Origin of the sequence: Streptomyces sp. NPDC048337, from assembly GCF_043201175.1 — a bacterium.
Classification (GTDB): Bacteria; Actinomycetota; Actinomycetes; order Streptomycetales; family Streptomycetaceae; genus Streptomyces.
The window spans coordinates 1-16,357 of record NZ_JBICYR010000005.1 but is presented as its reverse complement, the minus strand read 5'-3'; the positions used below and the strand labels follow the sequence as shown (position 1 = coordinate 16,357).

Annotated in this window: 15 protein-coding genes; 11 read left to right on the top strand and 4 right to left on the bottom strand. The window is 74.2% G+C overall.

The genetic code is table 11. The features are described from left to right. The first annotated feature begins 16 nt into the window (after positions 1-16). The 3 genes from ACGFYU_RS10130 to ACGFYU_RS10120 all read left to right on the top strand — a co-directional run bounded on the left by ACGFYU_RS10130 (position 17) and on the right by ACGFYU_RS10120 (position 2,816). Complete coding sequence (locus tag ACGFYU_RS10130; RefSeq protein ID WP_393826807.1) at positions 17-934, top strand: squalene/phytoene synthase family protein; 918 nt, start codon at positions 17-19, stop codon at positions 932-934. 70 nt (positions 935-1,004) lie between these two features. Next, on the top strand, positions 1,005-2,189 hold the full coding sequence (locus ACGFYU_RS10125; protein ID WP_393826806.1) for a sensor histidine kinase: 1,185 nt from the start codon (positions 1,005-1,007) through the stop codon (positions 2,187-2,189). 21 nt (positions 2,190-2,210) lie between these two features. Then, positions 2,211-2,816, top strand: coding sequence for a response regulator (locus ACGFYU_RS10120; protein WP_393826805.1), 606 nt, complete (start codon positions 2,211-2,213; stop codon positions 2,814-2,816). A 7-nt stretch (positions 2,817-2,823) separates the two neighbouring features. Here the strand turns inward: ACGFYU_RS10120 and ACGFYU_RS10115 are convergent, their stop codons facing one another. Both ACGFYU_RS10115 and ACGFYU_RS10110 read right to left on the bottom strand, forming a co-directional pair. Next, a complete protein-coding gene (locus ACGFYU_RS10115; RefSeq protein ID WP_393826804.1) occupies positions 2,824-3,546 on the bottom strand; it encodes a transglycosylase SLT domain-containing protein in 723 nt (240 codons plus the stop codon). Positions 3,547-3,961: 415 nt separating this feature from the next. Then, complete coding sequence (locus tag ACGFYU_RS10110; RefSeq protein ID WP_393826803.1) at positions 3,962-4,879, bottom strand: dihydrodipicolinate synthase family protein; 918 nt, start codon at positions 4,877-4,879, stop codon at positions 3,962-3,964. A gap of 71 nt (positions 4,880-4,950) precedes the next feature. Between ACGFYU_RS10110 and ACGFYU_RS10105 the strand changes: the two genes are divergently transcribed. From ACGFYU_RS10105 to ACGFYU_RS10085, 5 genes are all read left to right on the top strand, one after another. Then, positions 4,951-5,952 carry a LysR substrate-binding domain-containing protein gene (locus ACGFYU_RS10105; protein ID WP_393826802.1) on the top strand — a complete coding sequence of 334 codons (1,002 nt, stop codon included), beginning with the start codon at positions 4,951-4,953 and terminating at the stop codon, positions 5,950-5,952. Positions 5,953-6,022: 70 nt separating this feature from the next. Then, positions 6,023-7,111, top strand: coding sequence for an S-(hydroxymethyl)mycothiol dehydrogenase (locus tag ACGFYU_RS10100; protein WP_393826801.1), 1,089 nt, complete (start codon positions 6,023-6,025; stop codon positions 7,109-7,111). 121 nt (positions 7,112-7,232) lie between these two features. Further along, positions 7,233-8,537 carry an alpha/beta fold hydrolase gene (locus tag ACGFYU_RS10095; protein WP_393827134.1) on the top strand — a complete coding sequence of 435 codons (1,305 nt, stop codon included), beginning with the start codon at positions 7,233-7,235 and terminating at the stop codon, positions 8,535-8,537. Positions 8,538-8,573: 36 nt separating this feature from the next. After that, on the top strand, positions 8,574-9,338 hold the full coding sequence (locus ACGFYU_RS10090) for a PIG-L deacetylase family protein (protein ID WP_393826800.1): 765 nt from the start codon (positions 8,574-8,576) through the stop codon (positions 9,336-9,338). A 55-nt stretch (positions 9,339-9,393) separates the two neighbouring features. Next, entirely contained in the window at positions 9,394-10,227 is an 834-nt protein-coding gene (locus ACGFYU_RS10085; protein WP_393826799.1) for an enoyl-CoA hydratase/isomerase family protein, read from the top strand. A 14-nt stretch (positions 10,228-10,241) separates the two neighbouring features. Here the strand turns inward: ACGFYU_RS10085 and ACGFYU_RS10080 are convergent, their stop codons facing one another. Beyond that, positions 10,242-11,141 carry an SDR family oxidoreductase gene (locus ACGFYU_RS10080; RefSeq protein ID WP_393826798.1) on the bottom strand — a complete coding sequence of 300 codons (900 nt, stop codon included), beginning with the start codon at positions 11,139-11,141 and terminating at the stop codon, positions 10,242-10,244. 50 nt (positions 11,142-11,191) lie between these two features. Then, the gene (locus ACGFYU_RS10075; RefSeq protein WP_393826797.1) at positions 11,192-12,343 is read right to left on the bottom strand and encodes a hypothetical protein; all 1,152 of its coding nucleotides are present in this window, start codon (positions 12,341-12,343) and stop codon (positions 11,192-11,194) included. 227 nt (positions 12,344-12,570) lie between these two features. On the opposite strand from ACGFYU_RS10075, the gene ACGFYU_RS10070 reads away from it, so the two are divergent. The 3 genes from ACGFYU_RS10070 to ACGFYU_RS10060 are packed head-to-tail and all read left to right on the top strand — an operon-like array spanning position 12,571 to position 15,829. Beyond that, positions 12,571-13,548 carry an NADPH:quinone oxidoreductase family protein gene (locus tag ACGFYU_RS10070; protein ID WP_393826796.1) on the top strand — a complete coding sequence of 326 codons (978 nt, stop codon included), beginning with the start codon at positions 12,571-12,573 and terminating at the stop codon, positions 13,546-13,548. Next, positions 13,545-14,735: an acyl-CoA dehydrogenase family protein gene (locus tag ACGFYU_RS10065; protein ID WP_393826795.1), complete on the top strand. Its 1,191-nt coding sequence runs from the start codon at positions 13,545-13,547 to the stop codon at positions 14,733-14,735. Before ACGFYU_RS10070 ends, ACGFYU_RS10065 begins: the two co-directional genes overlap by 4 nt. After that, positions 14,732-15,829 carry an acyl-CoA dehydrogenase family protein gene (locus ACGFYU_RS10060; protein ID WP_393826794.1) on the top strand — a complete coding sequence of 366 codons (1,098 nt, stop codon included), beginning with the start codon at positions 14,732-14,734 and terminating at the stop codon, positions 15,827-15,829. Before ACGFYU_RS10065 ends, ACGFYU_RS10060 begins: the two co-directional genes overlap by 4 nt. Positions 15,830-16,357 lie beyond the last annotated feature (528 nt).

Genomic DNA, 16,357 nt, shown 5'->3' with positions numbered 1-16,357 from the left:
AGGGAGCGAGATCGCCATGCCCACCTGGCGCACCACACTCACGGCCGCCGGGATATCCGGCACCCGGCTGCGGGAGGACTACACGCACGCCGCACGCCGGGTGCTCCGCCGCGAACCCGCCCCCTACCTCACGCTGCGCCTGCTCGCCGCGCCGCCGCTGGTGCCCTGGCTGGCCGCCGGCCTCGCCTTCATGAACATGGTCGACGACGTGGCCGAAACCGGGACCCCATCCCAACGCGCCACCGCACTGGCCGCCTTGACCGAACAGGTCGGGGCCGCCCTGAAGTCCGGGGACAGCCCCGACCCCGTGCTGCGCGCCTACGCCCACGCCGTCGACTCCCGCGCCCTGCCCCCGCACTGGGTCACCCGGTTCCTTGAGGGCGCCGCCACCGCCGAGGCCGCGTTCGACGGCTTCGGCACCGAGGCGGACTTCCAGGCCTACCTCGACGCCTACGCCTGGCCCGGCGTGCTCGCCTTCACCGGCCTCCAGTACCAGGGCGGCCCCGACCCCGAACAGGCCGCGGGCTGGCGGCGGTTCGTCGATGCCGCCCAGCGCGTGGACTTCCTCGCGGACCTCGCCGGGGACCTCGCCGACGGCCGGCTCTGCATCCCGCGCGACCGGCTCGCCGAGCACTCCGTGACCCGCGCCGACCTCGAACAGGGCCACGACACCCCGGCCGTACGCGCCCTGCTCGCCGACGAGACCCGCCGCGCCCGGGCCGCCCTCGACGCCACCGACGGCCACCTCGGCCTCGCCGAGCCGGGGCTGCGTCCCGTGGTCGCGACGATGACCGAGCTCATGGCGCAGCAGCTCGCCGCCGTCGAGCGCGCGGGCATCACCGCCCTGCGCCGCGACACCGGCTACGGGCTGGTCGCCCCGCTGCGCACCCTCCTGCGCGCCCGGGCGTCCCGTACGCGCACGGCCCGGCCGTGACACTTGTACGGCCGGGGTCCCCACATGCGGATCTGCCGGGGACCCCGCACCACTGCCTAGCGTGGTGGCCATGACGCAGACGAAGACTCCGACCGCTCCGTCCCCGCCGCGCGCCGCCTGGTGGCGCCGCCACGGCCACATGGGCGCGCCCAGCGGATTCACCCTGCTGCCGTGGCTGCTGATGGGTGTGGGCTCCCTCTCCAACCTCGTCCAGGGCGAGACCCCCAATCCGCTGATCGGCGGCCTCGGCCTGCTGGCCTTCAACTCCCTCTACATCAGCGTGGTGTTCCGCTCCTTCGATCCGCGCAAGCGCGCGGCGGCGAGCACCAAGTGGAGCCTGGCCGCGATGGGCGCGATCACCGGCGCCCTGTCCTACGCCTACGCGGGCAGCTGGCTGCTGTTCTTCCCCCTGCTGGGCCTGGCCACCGGGACCGTGGTCCGGGGCCGCAGGCTCGGCCCGGTGATGTTCGGCCTCAGCGCCGTCGCCGCCGCGATCGCCGCGTACCGCGACGGATGGGAGGCGCTCGGTATCTTCTACGGGACGTTCCTGTCCGGCATGGTCACCGCGGCCATCCTGGCCCTGTCCGAGACGGTGAAGGAGCTGCGAGAGACCCGGCAGGAGCTGGCGCGGACCGCCGTGGACGAGGAGCGGCTGCGCTTCTCGCGGGATCTGCACGACCTGCTCGGCCACACCCTCTCGGTGATCGTCGTGAAGTCGGAGGCGGCCCGCCGGATCGCGCCCCGGGACATGGACGCGGCCCTCGCCCAGGTCGCCGACATCGAGTCGGTCGGCCGGCAGGCGCTCACGGAGATCCGCGAGGCAGTCACCGGCTACCGGGAAGCGAGTCTGGCCGGCGAGCTCGACCGGGCACGCGGCGCCCTCACCGCCGCCGGGATCAAGCCCCTCGTACGCCAGTCCGGGCCCCCGCTGCCCCCGCAGGCGGCCGCCCTGCTGGGCTGGGTGGTCCGCGAATCCGTCACCAACGTCATCCGGCACAGCTCCGCCGAGACCTGCGAGATCGAGGTGGGCGACCGCGCCGGGCGGACCCGGCTGGTGATCACGGACGACGGTGGCGGCGTAGGCTCGACCGCGCCGGGCAGCGGTCTGACCGGCCTCGCCGAGCGCCTCGCCGCGGCGGGCGGCACGCTGAGCAGCGGCCCCCTGCCCGGCGGCGGGTTCCGGGTCACCGCCGAACTCCCGGTGGAAGCGCTGGAGTCCGTGACGGCGGCGGCGGGTGACGATGCGCCGCACTGACCGAGTGGACGGGGAGAGCCGATGATCAGGGTCCTGCTGGCCGAGGACCAGGGCATGATGCGGGGCGCCCTGGCCCTGCTGCTCGGGCTGGAGGAGGACATCGAGGTGGTGGCGCAGGTCGCCGCCGGGGACGAGATCGTGCCCGCCGCCCTCGAGGCACGGCCGGACGTGGCCCTCCTCGACATCGAACTCCCGGGCCGCAGCGGCCTCGACGCGGCCGCCGAACTGCGCACCCGGTGCCCCGGCTGCCGGGTGCTGATCCTGACCACCTTCGGCCGGCCCGGCTACCTGCGGCGGGCCATGGAGGCCGGGGCGGCCGGGTTCCTCGTGAAGGACGGCCCGGTGGAGGAACTGGCGGCAGCCGTCCGCCGGGTGCTGGCCGGGGAGACCGTGGTCGACCCGGCACTCGCGGCGGCCGCCCTCAGCGCAGGGCCCAGCCCGCTGACGCCGAGGGAGGTCGATGTCCTGAACGCCGCGGTGGACGGGGCGACCGTGGCCGACATCGCGGCGAAGGTGCACCTGTCCGAGTCGACCGTACGCAACTACCTGTCCGCGGCGATCGGGAAGACGGGCACCCGCAACCGCATGGAGGCCGTCCGTGCCGCCCGCCGCCAGGGCTGGCTCTGAGCGCCTTCTAGTAGGCCCCGTTGACGTTGTCGATGGAGCCGTAGCGGGCGGCCGCGTAGTTGCAGGCGGCGGTGATGTTGGCGACCGGGTCGTAGGAGTCCAGCGAGGTGCCGGGCACGTGGTAGGCGCGGAACGTCGGGTCGATGACCTGCAGCAGGCCCTTGGAGGGGATGCCGTTCTGGGCGTTGATGTCCCAGAGGTTGATGGCGAGCGGGTTGCCGGAGGACTCCCGCATCACGTTGCGGTGAATTCCGTTGTAGGTGCCGGGAATTCCGTGCTTGGCCATCACGTCGAGGGACTCGCGGATCCACCCGTCGAGGTTGTTCGCGTAGGTGGGCTTCACAGCGGTCCGGGCGGCGGACCTGCTCGCGCGGGCGGTCTCAGCCCGGGTGTCGAGCTTCAGTTTGATGCCGGGCCGGATGATCGACGGGTTGGCGCCGATGACGCTCCGGTTCGCCTCGTAGAGCTGCTTCCAGCCACCGCTCACGGAATGCTTGGCGGCGATCTCCGAAAGCGTGTCGCCGGCGACCACGGAATAGGTCGAGGGAGCGGCGGTGCCCGCTGCGGGAGCGGCCGTCCGAGCCGTGGGGGCGACGGTCGCCTCCACAGCCCCGGCGGTGGTCGCGCTGATCAGCGGAAGGGCGAGGGCCGCGCCACCCGTGCCGGCCATGGCCAGCTTGCGGGTGATCGGGTTGTTCTTCGGCCGACGGTGCTTTCCCTTTGCGGGCATGGCGCATTTCCTCACGTGGGGGGACGGAGAGGCCCCGGGGGTGGCCGGATTCGGCAGCTGACCACCGGGAATGAGGGTGACCGTAGGCGAGCCCTCGGGGCCGGAACAAGGCCCGAATTCCACCGGTAGATCGACTTCCTGCCGTCCGCCCGGAAAATGACCTTGGTGAGGTGTTCGCGCAATACCCAACTTTCTTTCCGGGATAAGGGAATCCGCCCCTTGTGGGGAATTGATGTTGACGCTTTCGGAGTGACCCACATCACGGTTTGAGGGGGTGGTCGCGGCGTCTGCGCGCGGGGGGACAAGTCCGTTCTCCCATGTCTCATTCGGGCGACATGGGCTTTGGTTGCGAATCGCCCATCATGGACTTTTTCCGGCATTCTCCGGCTCTCGTCGTCGCCCCTCGGCCCCCGCCTCAGAGCTCCGCGAGCCGCTCCAGCGTGGCCGCCACCGCCGTCCGGGACGCCGGCAGCAGGGGGAGCCGTACGCCCGGATCCGGGATCCGCCCCTGGGTGTGCAGCACGCCCTTGACCACCGCCGGGTTCGGCTCGGCGAAGGCCGCCGCCGACAGCCGGGCCAGCGCGTGCCCCAGGGGCCGCGCCCGCGCCACGTCGCCCGCCCGCCAGGCGTCGGCGAGCTCCGCGAAGCGGGCCGTCGCCAGATGCGCCGAGGCCAGGATCCCGCCCGGCGCGCCCAGCGCCAGCAGCGGCGAGAGGTACGCGTCGTCGCCGGCCAGCACCGCGAACCCCGCCGGGAGGTCGCCGAGCAGCGCCACCGTGTCCTGGTCGATGCCGCCGCCCGCGTACTTGACCCCGGCGACCCCCGCGAGCGCCCCGAGCCCGCGCAGCGCGGCGGCGTCCAGCGGCTGCCCGGTCCGGTACGGGATGTGATAGACGATCAGCGGTACGGGGCTCACCTCGGCCAGTCGCGCGAAGTGCGCCAACACCCCCGCCGCCGAAGGGCGTACGAACGAGGGCACCGTCACCAGCGCCGCCCGCGCCTGCGGCCACCGGGCCAGCCGGGCCAGCGAGGCCTCCGCGGCCCGGGTCCCGCTCGCCCCGGCCCCCACGGTGAGCGGCGCGCCCCGCTCCCCGCAGACCCGGGCGCAGACGTCGGTGACGAGGTCCCGCTCCGCCTCGTCAAGGGTGGCCGTCTCGGCGGTGGTGCCGAGGGCGACGATCCCGGTGGCGCCCGCGTCGAGCACCTCGTGGGCGAGTGCCTCCAGCGCCTCGGCGGCGATGTCCCCGGCGCGGGTGAAGGGGGTGACCAGCGGGACGTGGATCCCGTGGAGGGAGAGGGGCAGGTGCAGGTCGCGCGCGATGTCCTGTGTCATGTCTCCGAGCCTCACCCGCCCCGAGCCACGAATCCAGTTCGCATTTCTTATCGAACTCGTAAGCTGAGCCGATGCTCGACGTACGACGCCTGCGCCTGCTGCGCGAACTGGCCCGCCGCGGAACCATCGCCGCCGTGGCCGAAGCCCTCGCATTCAGCCCTTCGGCGGTGTCCCAGCAACTCGGCGTCCTCGAACGGGAAGCCGGGCTGCCGCTGCTGGAGCGCACCGGCCGCCGGGTCCGGCTCACCCCCGCCGGGGAGAACCTGGTCCGCCACGCCGAGGCCGTCCTCGAACGGCTGGAACAGGCCGACGCCGACCTCGCCGAAGCGCGCGGCGGCCTCGCCGGAGCCCTGCGGATCGGCGCCTTCCCCACCGCCACCCGGGCCATCGTCCCGGCGGCGCTGGTCGCCCTCGCCGGGTGCCACCCGGGGCTGGAGCCCATGGTCTGCGAGACCGACCCGGCGGCGGTCGCCCACGCCCTGCGGGCCGGGGACCTCGACGTGGCGCTGGTCCACGTGTACGACCTGGTGCCTTCCGCCCGCGAGCCCGGGCTGGCCACCGAGCCGCTGTACGCGGAGGCGATGTACCTGGCGGCCCCGGCGGGCGAGAACCCCCCGCACCCACCTGCCGCCCCGGCTCCGGCCTCCGGCCAGGGCGCGGCCTCCGGCCAGGGCGCGGCCTCCGACCGGAGCACGGCCCCCGACCAGGGCTCGGTGCTCCGTACGCACGCCGACGACCCCTGGATCACCGCCACGCCCGGCACCCTCTGCCACGCGATGACCGTCCGGGCCTGCCAGGCCGCCGGTTTCACGCCCCGGGTCCGCCACCGGGTCGACGAGTTCGCCACCGTCCTCGCCCTGGTCGCCGCGGGCCAGGGCGTGGCCGTCGTCCCCCAGCTCGGCATCACCGCCCCCGCCGAACCGGCCGTCCGCCTCACCCGCCTGCGCATGCAGCGCCGTACGCAGCTCGCCTTCCGCAGCGGGGCCGCCCGCCACCCGGCCGTGGCCGCCTTCGGCGCGGCCCTGCGCGCTTCCGTACCGCCCGACTTGGCCAGATCGCACACCGCGGAGTGAGGCAACTCCCGTACCGCGCGGAGCCCGTGTACGTTCGGACGGAAGTCGACGAGAGCGGGGTAGAACGAACGTGACGCATCGCGTACGAGGGGTCATCGCCCGGAGCAAGGGCGCGCCGGTGGAGACCACGACGATCCTCGTGCCCGACCCGGGGCCGGGCGAGGCGCTCGTCCGGGTCCAGGCCTGCGGGGTCTGCCACACCGACCTGCACTACCGCGAAGGCGGCATCAACGACGAGTTCCCCTTCCTGCTCGGCCACGAGGCCGCCGGGATCGTCGAATCCGTCGGCCCGGACGTCACCTCCGTGGCCCCCGGAGACTTCGTCGTCCTCAACTGGCGGGCGGTGTGCGGGACCTGCCGGGCCTGCAGGCGCGGACGCCCCTGGTACTGCTTCGCCACGCACAACGCCGCCCAGCCCATGACCCTGGAGGACGGCACCCCGCTCTCCCCGGCCCTCGGCATCGGCGCCTTCGCCGAGAAGACCCTGGTCGCGGCCGGCCAGTGCACGAAGGTGGATCCCGCCGCCTCCCCGGCCGCCGCCGGACTCCTCGGCTGCGGGGTGATGGCCGGCCTCGGCGCGGCCCTGAACACCGGCAACGTCGGCCGGGGCGACTCCGTCGCCGTCATCGGCTGCGGGGGAGTGGGCAACGCCGCCGTGGCCGGCGCCCGGCTGGCCGGCGCCTCGCGCATCATCGCCGTCGACCTCGACGACCGGAAGCTGGAGTGGGCACGGGGCCTGGGCGCCACCCACACCGTCAACGGCCGTACGGAGGACGTCGTCAAGGCCATCCAGGGCCTGACCGGAGGGAACGGCGCCGACGTGGTCATCGACGCCGTGGGCCGGCCCGAGACCTACCGACAGGCCTTCTACGCCCGTGACCTGGCGGGCACTGTGGTCCTGGTCGGCGTGCCGACCCCGGACATGAAGCTCGAACTCCCGCTCCTCGACGTGTTCGGCCGCGGCGGGGCCCTGAAGTCCTCCTGGTACGGGGACTGCCTGCCCGAGCGCGACTTCCCGCTCCTCGTGGACCTCTACCTCCAGGGCCGGCTCGACCTGGACGCCTTCGTCTCCGAGACCATCCCGCTCGACGGCGTCGAGGACGCCTTCGCCCGCATGGAGCGCGGCGAGGTGCTCCGCTCGGTCGTCGAGTTCCCGTAAGCCCCAGGTCAGCGGTGGGGTCCGTACCAGACTCGCACGGACCGCCACACCCGCGCCCCGGCCGCGATCCGGCCCGGGGCGCGGGTCACCGCACCTCGTACCCCAGGGGCCGTCCGTGACCATCGTCCACAGCTACCGCCAGCCCGGTACGGTCCTCACCGACCACCGGTTCACCGTCCCGCTGGACCACGCGCGCCCGGACGGCGAAACGATCGAGCTGTACGCCAGGGAGGTCGTCGCCTCCGGCAAGGACCCGGCGACCCTGCCCTGGCTGCTGTACCTGGAGGGCGGTCCCGGTTTCGGGGCCCGGCGGTTCATCGGCCGGCAGGCCTGGCTGGAGCGGGCCCTGGCCGACTACCGCGTCCTCCTGCTCGACCAGCGCGGAACCGGCCGCTCCACCCCGGTGAACCGGCAGACCCTGCCCCAGCGCGGGACGCCCGAGCGGCAGGCCGAGTACCTCGCCCACTTCCGCGCCGACTCCATCGTGCGCGACGCCGAGGCGATCCGCCCCGCACTGACCGGCGGCGCGCCCTGGACCGTGCTCGGCCAGAGCTTCGGCGGCTTCTGCACCACCCACTACCTCTCCACCGCCCCCGAGGGCCTCACCGCCGCCCTGATCACCGGCGGCCTCCCCTCGCTGACCGCCACCGCCGACGAGGTGTACGAGGCCGCGTACCCCCGCGTCGAGCGCAAGAACCTGGCCCACTACGCCCGCTACCCGATGGACGTCGAGCGCGCCCGCCGCATCGCGGCCCACCTCGCCGAGCGCCCGGCCGAGCTCCCCGGCGGCCACCTCCTCACCGTCGAGGCCTTCCAGTCCCTCGGCCTCCTCCTCGGCGCCGGCGACGGCAGCCACCAGCTGCACTACCTGCTGGAGGACGCGTTCGTCCCGACCTCCGGCGGCCCCGCCCTCTCCGACGCCTTCCTGGAGAACGTCCACGACCGGCTGTCCTTCGCGGGCCACCCCCTCTACGCCCTCCTCCACGAGGCGATCTACGCCCAGGACCCGGCCGCGCCCACCGCCTGGGCCGCCGACCGGGTGCGGGCCGGACACCCCCGCTTCGACGCGGCCAAGACCCTCGCGGGCGACGAGCCGCTCCTCTTCACCGGCGAGACCATCCACCCCTGGCACTTCACCACCGACCCCTCCCTGGCCCCGCTGCGCGAGACCGCCGAACTACTGGCCGCCCGCACGGGTTGGGGGCCGCTCTACGACCCGGAGCGGCTCGCCGCGAACGAGGTGCCGGTGGCCGCCGCCGTCTACCACGACGACATGTACGTCGACACCGCCCACTCCCTGGACACCGCGCGAGCCGTACGGGGCCTGCGGACCTGGGTGACCGACGAGTTCGAGCACGACGGCGTCCGCGCGGGCGGCACCCGCGTCCTGGACCGCCTCCTGGCCCTCGTGCGCGACGAGGCCTGACCCGACCCGGCTGGGCGGTCGCCTATTGTGCGAGGCATGACCGAACAACCTGAAGAGACGGCCCCCTTGCAGCCGATGCCCACCGACTGGCAGCGCGCGCTGGCCGTGGTCGCCCACCCGGACGACCTGGAGTACGGCTGCGCGGCCGCGATCGCGGACTGGACGGACGGGGGCCGCGAGGTCGTGTACCTCCTCGCCACGCGCGGCGAAGCGGGCATCGACACCATCGCCCCCGCCGAATGCGGCCCGCTGCGCGAGGCGGAGCAGCGGGCGAGCGCGGCCGTGGTCGGCGTGTCCGAGGTGGAGTTCCTCGACCACCACGACGGCGTCGTCGAGTACGGCCTCGACCTGCGCCGGGACATCGCCGCGGCCATCCGCCGGCACCGCCCCGAGCTCGTCGTCACCCTCAACCACCGTGACACGTGGGGCGGCGAGGAGGGCGGTGGCTACTGGAACACCCCCGACCACAAGGCCGTCGGCCGGGCCACGCTGGACGCGGCCGCCGACGCCGGAAACCGGTGGATCTTCCCCGAACTCATCTCCGAGCAGGGCCTGGAGCCGTGGAACGGCGTGCGCTGGGTCGCGGTGGCCGGCACCAGCACGCCCACGCACGCGGCCGATGCCGGTCCGGGCTTCGAGCGTTCGGTGAAGTCCCTGCTGGAACACAAGGCGTACATCGACGTACTGACGGACCAGGACCCCGAGGAGTACGTGCGCACCTTCCTCGCCGGCAACGCCCAGCGGGCGGCGGCCCGGTTCGGCGGCGCGCCGGCGGTCGCGTTCGAGGTCTTCCCCCGCTGACCGGCCACCCCTAAGCTGACGGACCGTCAGTCAATAGGGGGGGGCGGGGCGTGGCGTGATCGACACCATCTCCACGGAGACACCGGAGGGCGAGGAGCGGATCCGGCTGGAGGTCGCGGACGGCATCGCGGTGCTCACCCTGTGCCGTCCGGACAAACTCAACGGCTGGAGCTGGGAGTCCACCCGCCAGCTCGGCCTGCTGGCGGACCGGATCCGCTTCGACCCGTCCGTACGGGCCGTACTGCTGCGGGCGGAGGGCCGCGCCTTCTGCGCGGGCATCGACGTCACGGCCCCCGGCGGCGCGATCACCGGCCGGTCCGCCGCCGAGCGCACCCGCAACTATTACGAGGGCATCCGCTGGGTCCACGAGCGGTTCGCGGTCCTCGCCCGCCTCCCGCAGCCGGTGGTGGCCGCGGTCCAGGGCTACTGCCTCGGCTTCGGCTTCGAACTGGCCCTGATGGCCGACATCCGGGTGGCCGCCGAGGACGCCGTCTTCGCCCTGCCGGAAGCGCGGCTGGGCGTGGCGGTGGACGCCGGCGGTGACCTGCGCATCGCCCGCGAGGCGGGCGCCGGCTGGGCCAAGTACCTGGCCCTGACGGGCCGCCGCATCGACGCGGAGACGGCGCGGCGCCTGAACCTGGTCCAACTGGTCCTCCCAGGGCCGGAACTGGAGCCCACCGCCCGCGCCCTGGCGGCGGAGATCGCCGCGAACGCCCCGCTCGCCGTCCAGGGCATCAAACGCTCGATCGACGCCTACGTTGACGCCGCCCTCGCCCCGACCCTCGACCGCGTAGCGATGACGGCGGCCCTCACCCTCACCTCGGAGGACTGCCACGAGGGCTACACCGCCAAGGCGACCCACCGCCCACCGCACTTCAGCGGAGGCTGAACACGGGACGGCGCTCAGGGGGTGAAGGGGCCGCGGCCCAGTTGGGTGCGGAGCGGGATCACCTCCGGGTTGACCAGTGAGCGGCGCTGCCAGTTCGCGCCGTCCACCACCAGGGTGTGGCCGGTGACGAAGCGGGCGTAGGGGGAGGCCAGGAAGGTGGCCGCCCAGCCCAGTTCGCGCGGGGCGCCGACGCGCAGGGCGGGCTGGCGTGCGCCCCGGGCTTCCGGGGCGGCGCGGTCCAGGCCGGTGCGGATGGACTCGGTCATGTCGGCGTGCGGGAAGAGGCCCGGGACCAGGCCGTTGATCTGGATGCCGTACGGGCCCCACTCGACGGCGAGCGTCTCGACCAGGTTCTTCACCCCGGCCTTGGCGGCCGCGCTGTGGGCGAAGCCCGGTCCGCCGGTCCAGGCGTACGAGGCGCCGATGTTCACGATCGAGCCCGGCGTGCCCGCGGCGAGGTGGCGGCGGCCGAACTCGCGGGTCATGAACCAGGTGCCCGTCAGGGTGATGTCGACCACCGCCCGCCAGGCGCCCGGGGAGAGGTCCTCGGCGGGGGAGGGGAAATTGGCCGCCGCGTTGTTGACTAGCACGTCCGGCAGGCCCAGCGCGGCCTGCGCCGCGTCGAAGACCTCCGCGACCCGCTCGGGGTCCCGGATGTCGCAGACGGCGGCCGTCACCCGGCCCGCGCCGGGGACGGCCGCCAGCTCCTCGCGCGCGGCGTGGAGCTGCTCGGCGCGCCGGCTCGCGATCACCAGATCGGCACCGAGCCGTGCGAACTCGGCGGCGATGGCCTTGCCCAGCCCGGTGCCGCCGCCGGTCACGAGGACCACCTGCCCCGCGTACGTACCGGGTGGCAGGGCGGCGGCGCCGAGCGGCGGGGGCGCGGGCAGGCCGCGCCGGGTGTCGTCCGTCATGAGGCATCGATAGCGCGCGGGCGCTCACATCTCCATGCCCGCGACACCGCCTACTTCTGCGGCACGTACGCCTGCCTGCTCGCGCAGGTCCAGATCACCGCGCTGCCCGCCCGCGTCTCGCGGTCGTTCACGGTGCCGCCGACCCGGTCGTCGTCGGTCGCGGCGAAGGCGCGGGTCAGTGGCACGGCGCCGGGGGCGCCCGCCGGGGCCGGCAGGACCTGCGGGGCGCCCTTGCCGGACCAGTAGACGGCCTGGTAGTAACTGGCGAAGCTCTCCTCGAACTCGGTGGCGGTGCCCACGGCCACGTTCGTGGTCGGGCTGCTGCCGTTGAACTCGAGGTGGCCGTAGCCCGCCACGCGGCCCGGGTCGACGGGCAGGGCGTCGTACGGCTTCTTCCAGACGGCCGGGGTCAGCCTCGGGTCGTTGCGGTAGTAGTAGTCCTCCAGGCCCACCACCCGGCCGCGGTCGTCGATGTCCCTGCCGATCGTGGCGAAGGAGTGGTGGTAGCCGTTCCACACCTCCAGGCTGTACGGCGCATAGCCGCCGCCGGCCGGCCAGACCACCGGGAAGGTCTTGGTGACCTGGATGTCGTTCTCGGCGTCGAAGTACGAGCCGCTGACGGTGCCGACGATGTCGCCGCGCTTGTTGATCCCGTTCAGCGAGACGACCTTGCTGCCCGCGATCGCGTCGGCGGGGACCGGCAGTTCGCGTACGACCTTGCCGTTCACCCACTCCTTGGCCACGCCGTGGTCGGCGGCGACGACCCGGCCCGACTCGTTGACGTCGACGGCCACCTCGCCGTACGGGCTGGACGGCTCGGTGATCGCCTCCGAGGCCGCGCTGCCCAGCTGGTGGGTGAAGGCGACCGAGGTGTGGTCCGAGCCGCGCACGGCCGTGCCCACCATCAGGCCCTTGGCGCTGACGGCCTTGACGCTGCCCCGGTCGAAGCCCGCGGGCAGCGGTACGGCGTGGACGGTGTGCTCGGCGCCGGTCCAGTAGGCGGGCCGGTCGCCGCTTTCGCCGACCACGAGGCCGCCGGTGCCGAAGCCCGCCACGGCGCCGCCGCTCAGCCCCGGCAGGGCCGGCAGCAGCTCGACGGCCGGCCTGCACGCCGCCGTGTCGGCCGCCGAGGCCGGTCCGGCGGCGCTGATCAGCCCCGCGAGCACGGCGGCGGCCCCCGCCGCGGCCGTCACGCTTCTCATGCCGATTCCGTTCATGGTTCGAATCCCCCGATGGTGCATGTCATGTGCCGTATGGCAGCTGCCTGTTGATCTACGGGGCACATGCTGCCCGACAGGTGGGTCACAAGCACACACCGCCGTACGGACCGACGCGTTCCCCCGCGTGGCCCGATGGGTTCACAGAAGGGCAAGCGACCGCTTAGTATGCCCGCGGAACGTGGTTCCTCGACGGCGGCTGGAGGCCCCGGATGCAGGCATGGCGAGTACATACCCCCGGCGAACCCCGTGAGGCCATGCGCCTCGAAGAGGTTCCCGAACCGATCCCCGGCGAGGGCGAGGTGAGGCTCAGGGTGCTCGCCGCCAACGTCAACTTCCCCGACGCGCTGCTCGTCCGCGGCCAGTACCAGATCCGCCCGCCGCTCCCCTTCACCCCCGGGGTCGAGATCTGCGGCGAGACCGAGGACGGCCGCCGCGTCATCGCCAACCCGATCCTGCCGCACGGCGGTTTCGCCGAGTACGTCACCGCGCCCGCCCGCGCCCTGCTGCCCGCCCCCGACACCCTCGACGACGCCGAGGCGGCGGCACTCCACATCGGCTACCAGACCGGCTGGTTCGGCCTGCACCGCCGCGCCCGCATCCAGGCCGGCGAGACCCTCCTGGTGCACGCCGCCGCCGGCGGGGTCGGCAGCGCCGCCGTCCAGCTCGGCAAGGCGGCCGGGGCCACCGTCATCGGGGTCGTCGGCGGCAAGGCCAAGGCGCGCACCGCCGAGGAACTCGGCTGCGACCTGGTGATCGACCGCACGGCGGAGGACATCGCCTCCCGCGTCAAGGAGTTCACCGCCGGACGCGGCGCCGACGTGGTCTACGACCCGGTCGGCGGGGACTCCTACACCGCCTCCGCCAAATGCGTGGCCTTCGAGGGCCGGATCGTCGTCGTCGGCTTCGCCGGCGGCACCATCCCCACCCCCGCCCTCAACCACGCCCTGGTGAAGAACTACGCGATCCTCGGCCTGCACTGGGGCCTGTACGCCACCAAGGAACCCGCCGCCATCCCCGCCTGCCACGCCGAACTCACCCGGCTCGCCGCGGAGGGCGCCATCAGGCCGCTGATCAGCGAACGCGTCCCGCTCGCCGCGGCCGCCGACGCCGTGCAGCGCCTCGCCGACGGGACCACCACCGGCCGGCTGGTCGTCGTACCGGCCCTGGACGGAGGTGCCGCGCGATGACGGCCACCGCCGAGGACCTGGTCACCCGTACCCGGAACCTGCTCGCCGCCCACCCGCCCGCGACCACCCCGCGCACCGACTTCCTGCGCGCCCGCTTCGACGCCGGCCTCGCCTGGGTCCACTACCCCGAGGGCCTCGGCGGCCTGGGTGCCCCCCGCACCCTCCAGGCCGTCGTCGACGCCGAACTGGAGGCCGCCGCGGCCCCCGACAACGACCCGCGCCGGATCGGCATCGGCCTGGGCATGGCCGCCCCCACGATCCTCGCGTACGGCACCGAGGAGCAGAAGCACCGCTTCCTGCGCCCCCTGTGGGTCGGCGAGGAGGTCTGGTGCCAGCTCTTCAGCGAGCCCGGCGCCGGCTCCGACCTCGCCGCGCTCGGCACCCGCGCCGTCCTCGACGAGGACACCGGCGAGTGGGTGGTCGACGGCCAGAAGGTGTGGACCTCCAGCGCCCACACCGCCCGCTGGGCCATCCTGATCGCCCGCACCGACCCGGCGCTGCCCAAGCACCAGGGCATCACCTACTTCCTCTGCGACATGCACGCCCCCGGCGTGGAGGTCCGGCCGCTGCGCCAGATCACCGGCGAGGCCGAGTTCAACGAGGTCTTCCTCACCGGTGTCCGCATCCCCGACTCCCGCCGCCTCGGCGCCGTCGGCGAAGGCTGGGCCGTCGCCCGCACCACCCTGATGAACGAGCGCGTATCCATCGGCGGCATGCGCATCCCCCGCGAGGGCGGCATGATCGCCCCGGTCGCCGCCGCCTGGCGCGAGCGGCCCGAACTGCGCACCCACGCCCTCCACCAACGGCTCCTGGAACTGTGGGTCGAGGCCGAGGTCGCCCGTCTCACCGGGGAACGGCTGCGCCAGCAGCTCGTCGCCGGGCAGCCAGGCCCCGAGGGATCCGGCATGAAGCTCACCTTCGCCCGCCTCAACCAGGAGATCAGCGGCCTGGAGGTGGAACTCCTCGGCGAAGAGGGCCTCTTCTACGAGGACTGGACCCTGCGCCGCCCCGAACTGGTCGACTTCACCGGCCGCGACGCCGGCTACCGCTACCTGCGCGCCAAGGGCAACAGCATCGAGGGCGGCACCAGCGAAATCCTCCTCAACATCGTCGCCGAACGCGTCCTGGGCCTGCCCCCCGAGCCGCGCGACGACAAGGACCTCGCCTGGAAGGACCTGGCACGATGACGGATCTGCTCTATTCGGAGACCGAGGAGGAACTCCGCTCCGCCGTACGGTCCCTCCTCGCAGACCGCTGCGACGGCGCGGCCGTCCTCGCCCGTGCCGAAACCGGCCGCCCGCACGACCCGGACGTGTGGCGCACCCTCGCCGTCGGGATCGGCGCGGCCGGACTCCTCATACCGGAGAAGCTCGGCGGCCAGGGCGCGAGCCACCGCGAGGCGGCCGTGGTGCTGGAGGAGCTGGGCCGCGCCGTGGCGCCCCTCCCGTACCTGACGAGCGCGGTGCTCGCGACCGAGATCCTGCTCGGGTGCGACACGGCCGAGGCCGCCCCGCTGCTGCGCGAGCTGGCCGCGGGCCACCAGGTGTGCGTGCCGGCCGTGCCGCTGACCCTCGCCCCGGGCGCACCCCTCCCGGCGGCCGTCCGCGACGCGGGCGGCGGGATCCTGACCGGGACGGTCACCGCCGTCGCGGACGCCGTGGCCGCCGACGTCCTGCTGGTCCTCGCCGACACCGGGCTGTACGCCGTCCCGGCCGCCTCCGCCCGGCTGACCGCGCGGGTCCCGCTGGACCTGACCCGCCCCCTGGCCACCGTCACCCTCGACGCGGCCGCCGGCACCCTCCTCGCGGACCCCGCCACCGCGCGGGCGGCCGTCGCCGGGGCCCTGCTCTCGGGGGCCGGACTCCTCGCCTCGGAGCAGCTCGGGCTGGCCGAATGGTGCCTGACGCAGACGGTCGCGCACGTCAGGACCCGCCACCAGTTCAACCGCCCCATCGGCTCCTTCCAGTCCCTCAAGCACCGCCTCGCACGGCTCTGGCTCGACGTGGCCTCCGCCCGCGCGGCGGCCAGGGCGGCGGCCGACGCCCTGGCCACGTCGGCCCCCGACGCGCCCCTCACGGTCGCCGTCGCCCAGGCGTACTGCTCGGGGGTGGCAGTCCGGGCCGCCGAGGAGTGCGTCCAGCTCCACGGGGGCATCGGCATGACGTGGGAGCACCCGGCCCACCTCTACCTCAAGCGGGCCAAGGCCGACTCCCTCGCCCTCGGCACGACGGGCCACCACCGCGGCCTGGTGGCCGACTTCGCGGAACTCCCGGCGCCGTAAGGGTTGTCCCGGCCGGGGGGCGTACGCGGGCGGGTGCGGCCCAAGAATCCGGGGCTCCGCCCCGTACCCCGCTCCTCAAACGCCGGAGGGGCTGGGTGTGCCTGGCGTGACCGGGCAAGTGCGGCTCAAAGATTCGGGGCTCTGCCCCGGACCCCGCGCCTCAAACGCCGGCGAGGCTGGAAGTGACGGCCGAGTGGAAGGTGCCTGGTGGGCTGGAAGGTCTCGCCGAGACCGAGCGGTACGGCCCGGGGTCGGGGACGGGGTGGGGTGTCGGCCGGGACTAAAACGAGATGAATTCGGCGCAAGGCACCGCCCGACAGAGCCGACCCGGAAAGGGCGCCGAACATCGAAGCCCGTCCCGGACGACACCCCACCCCGGCCCCGGCTCCGCGAAGCCCCCGCCAGGGCACCGGCCGAGCCCCCACCCCGGCCCCGGCTCCGCGAAGCCCCCGCCAGGGCACCGGCCGAGCCCCCCCCCCGGCCCCGGCCCCCCCCCCCCCCCCCCCCGGGCCCGCCCGGCCCCCCCCC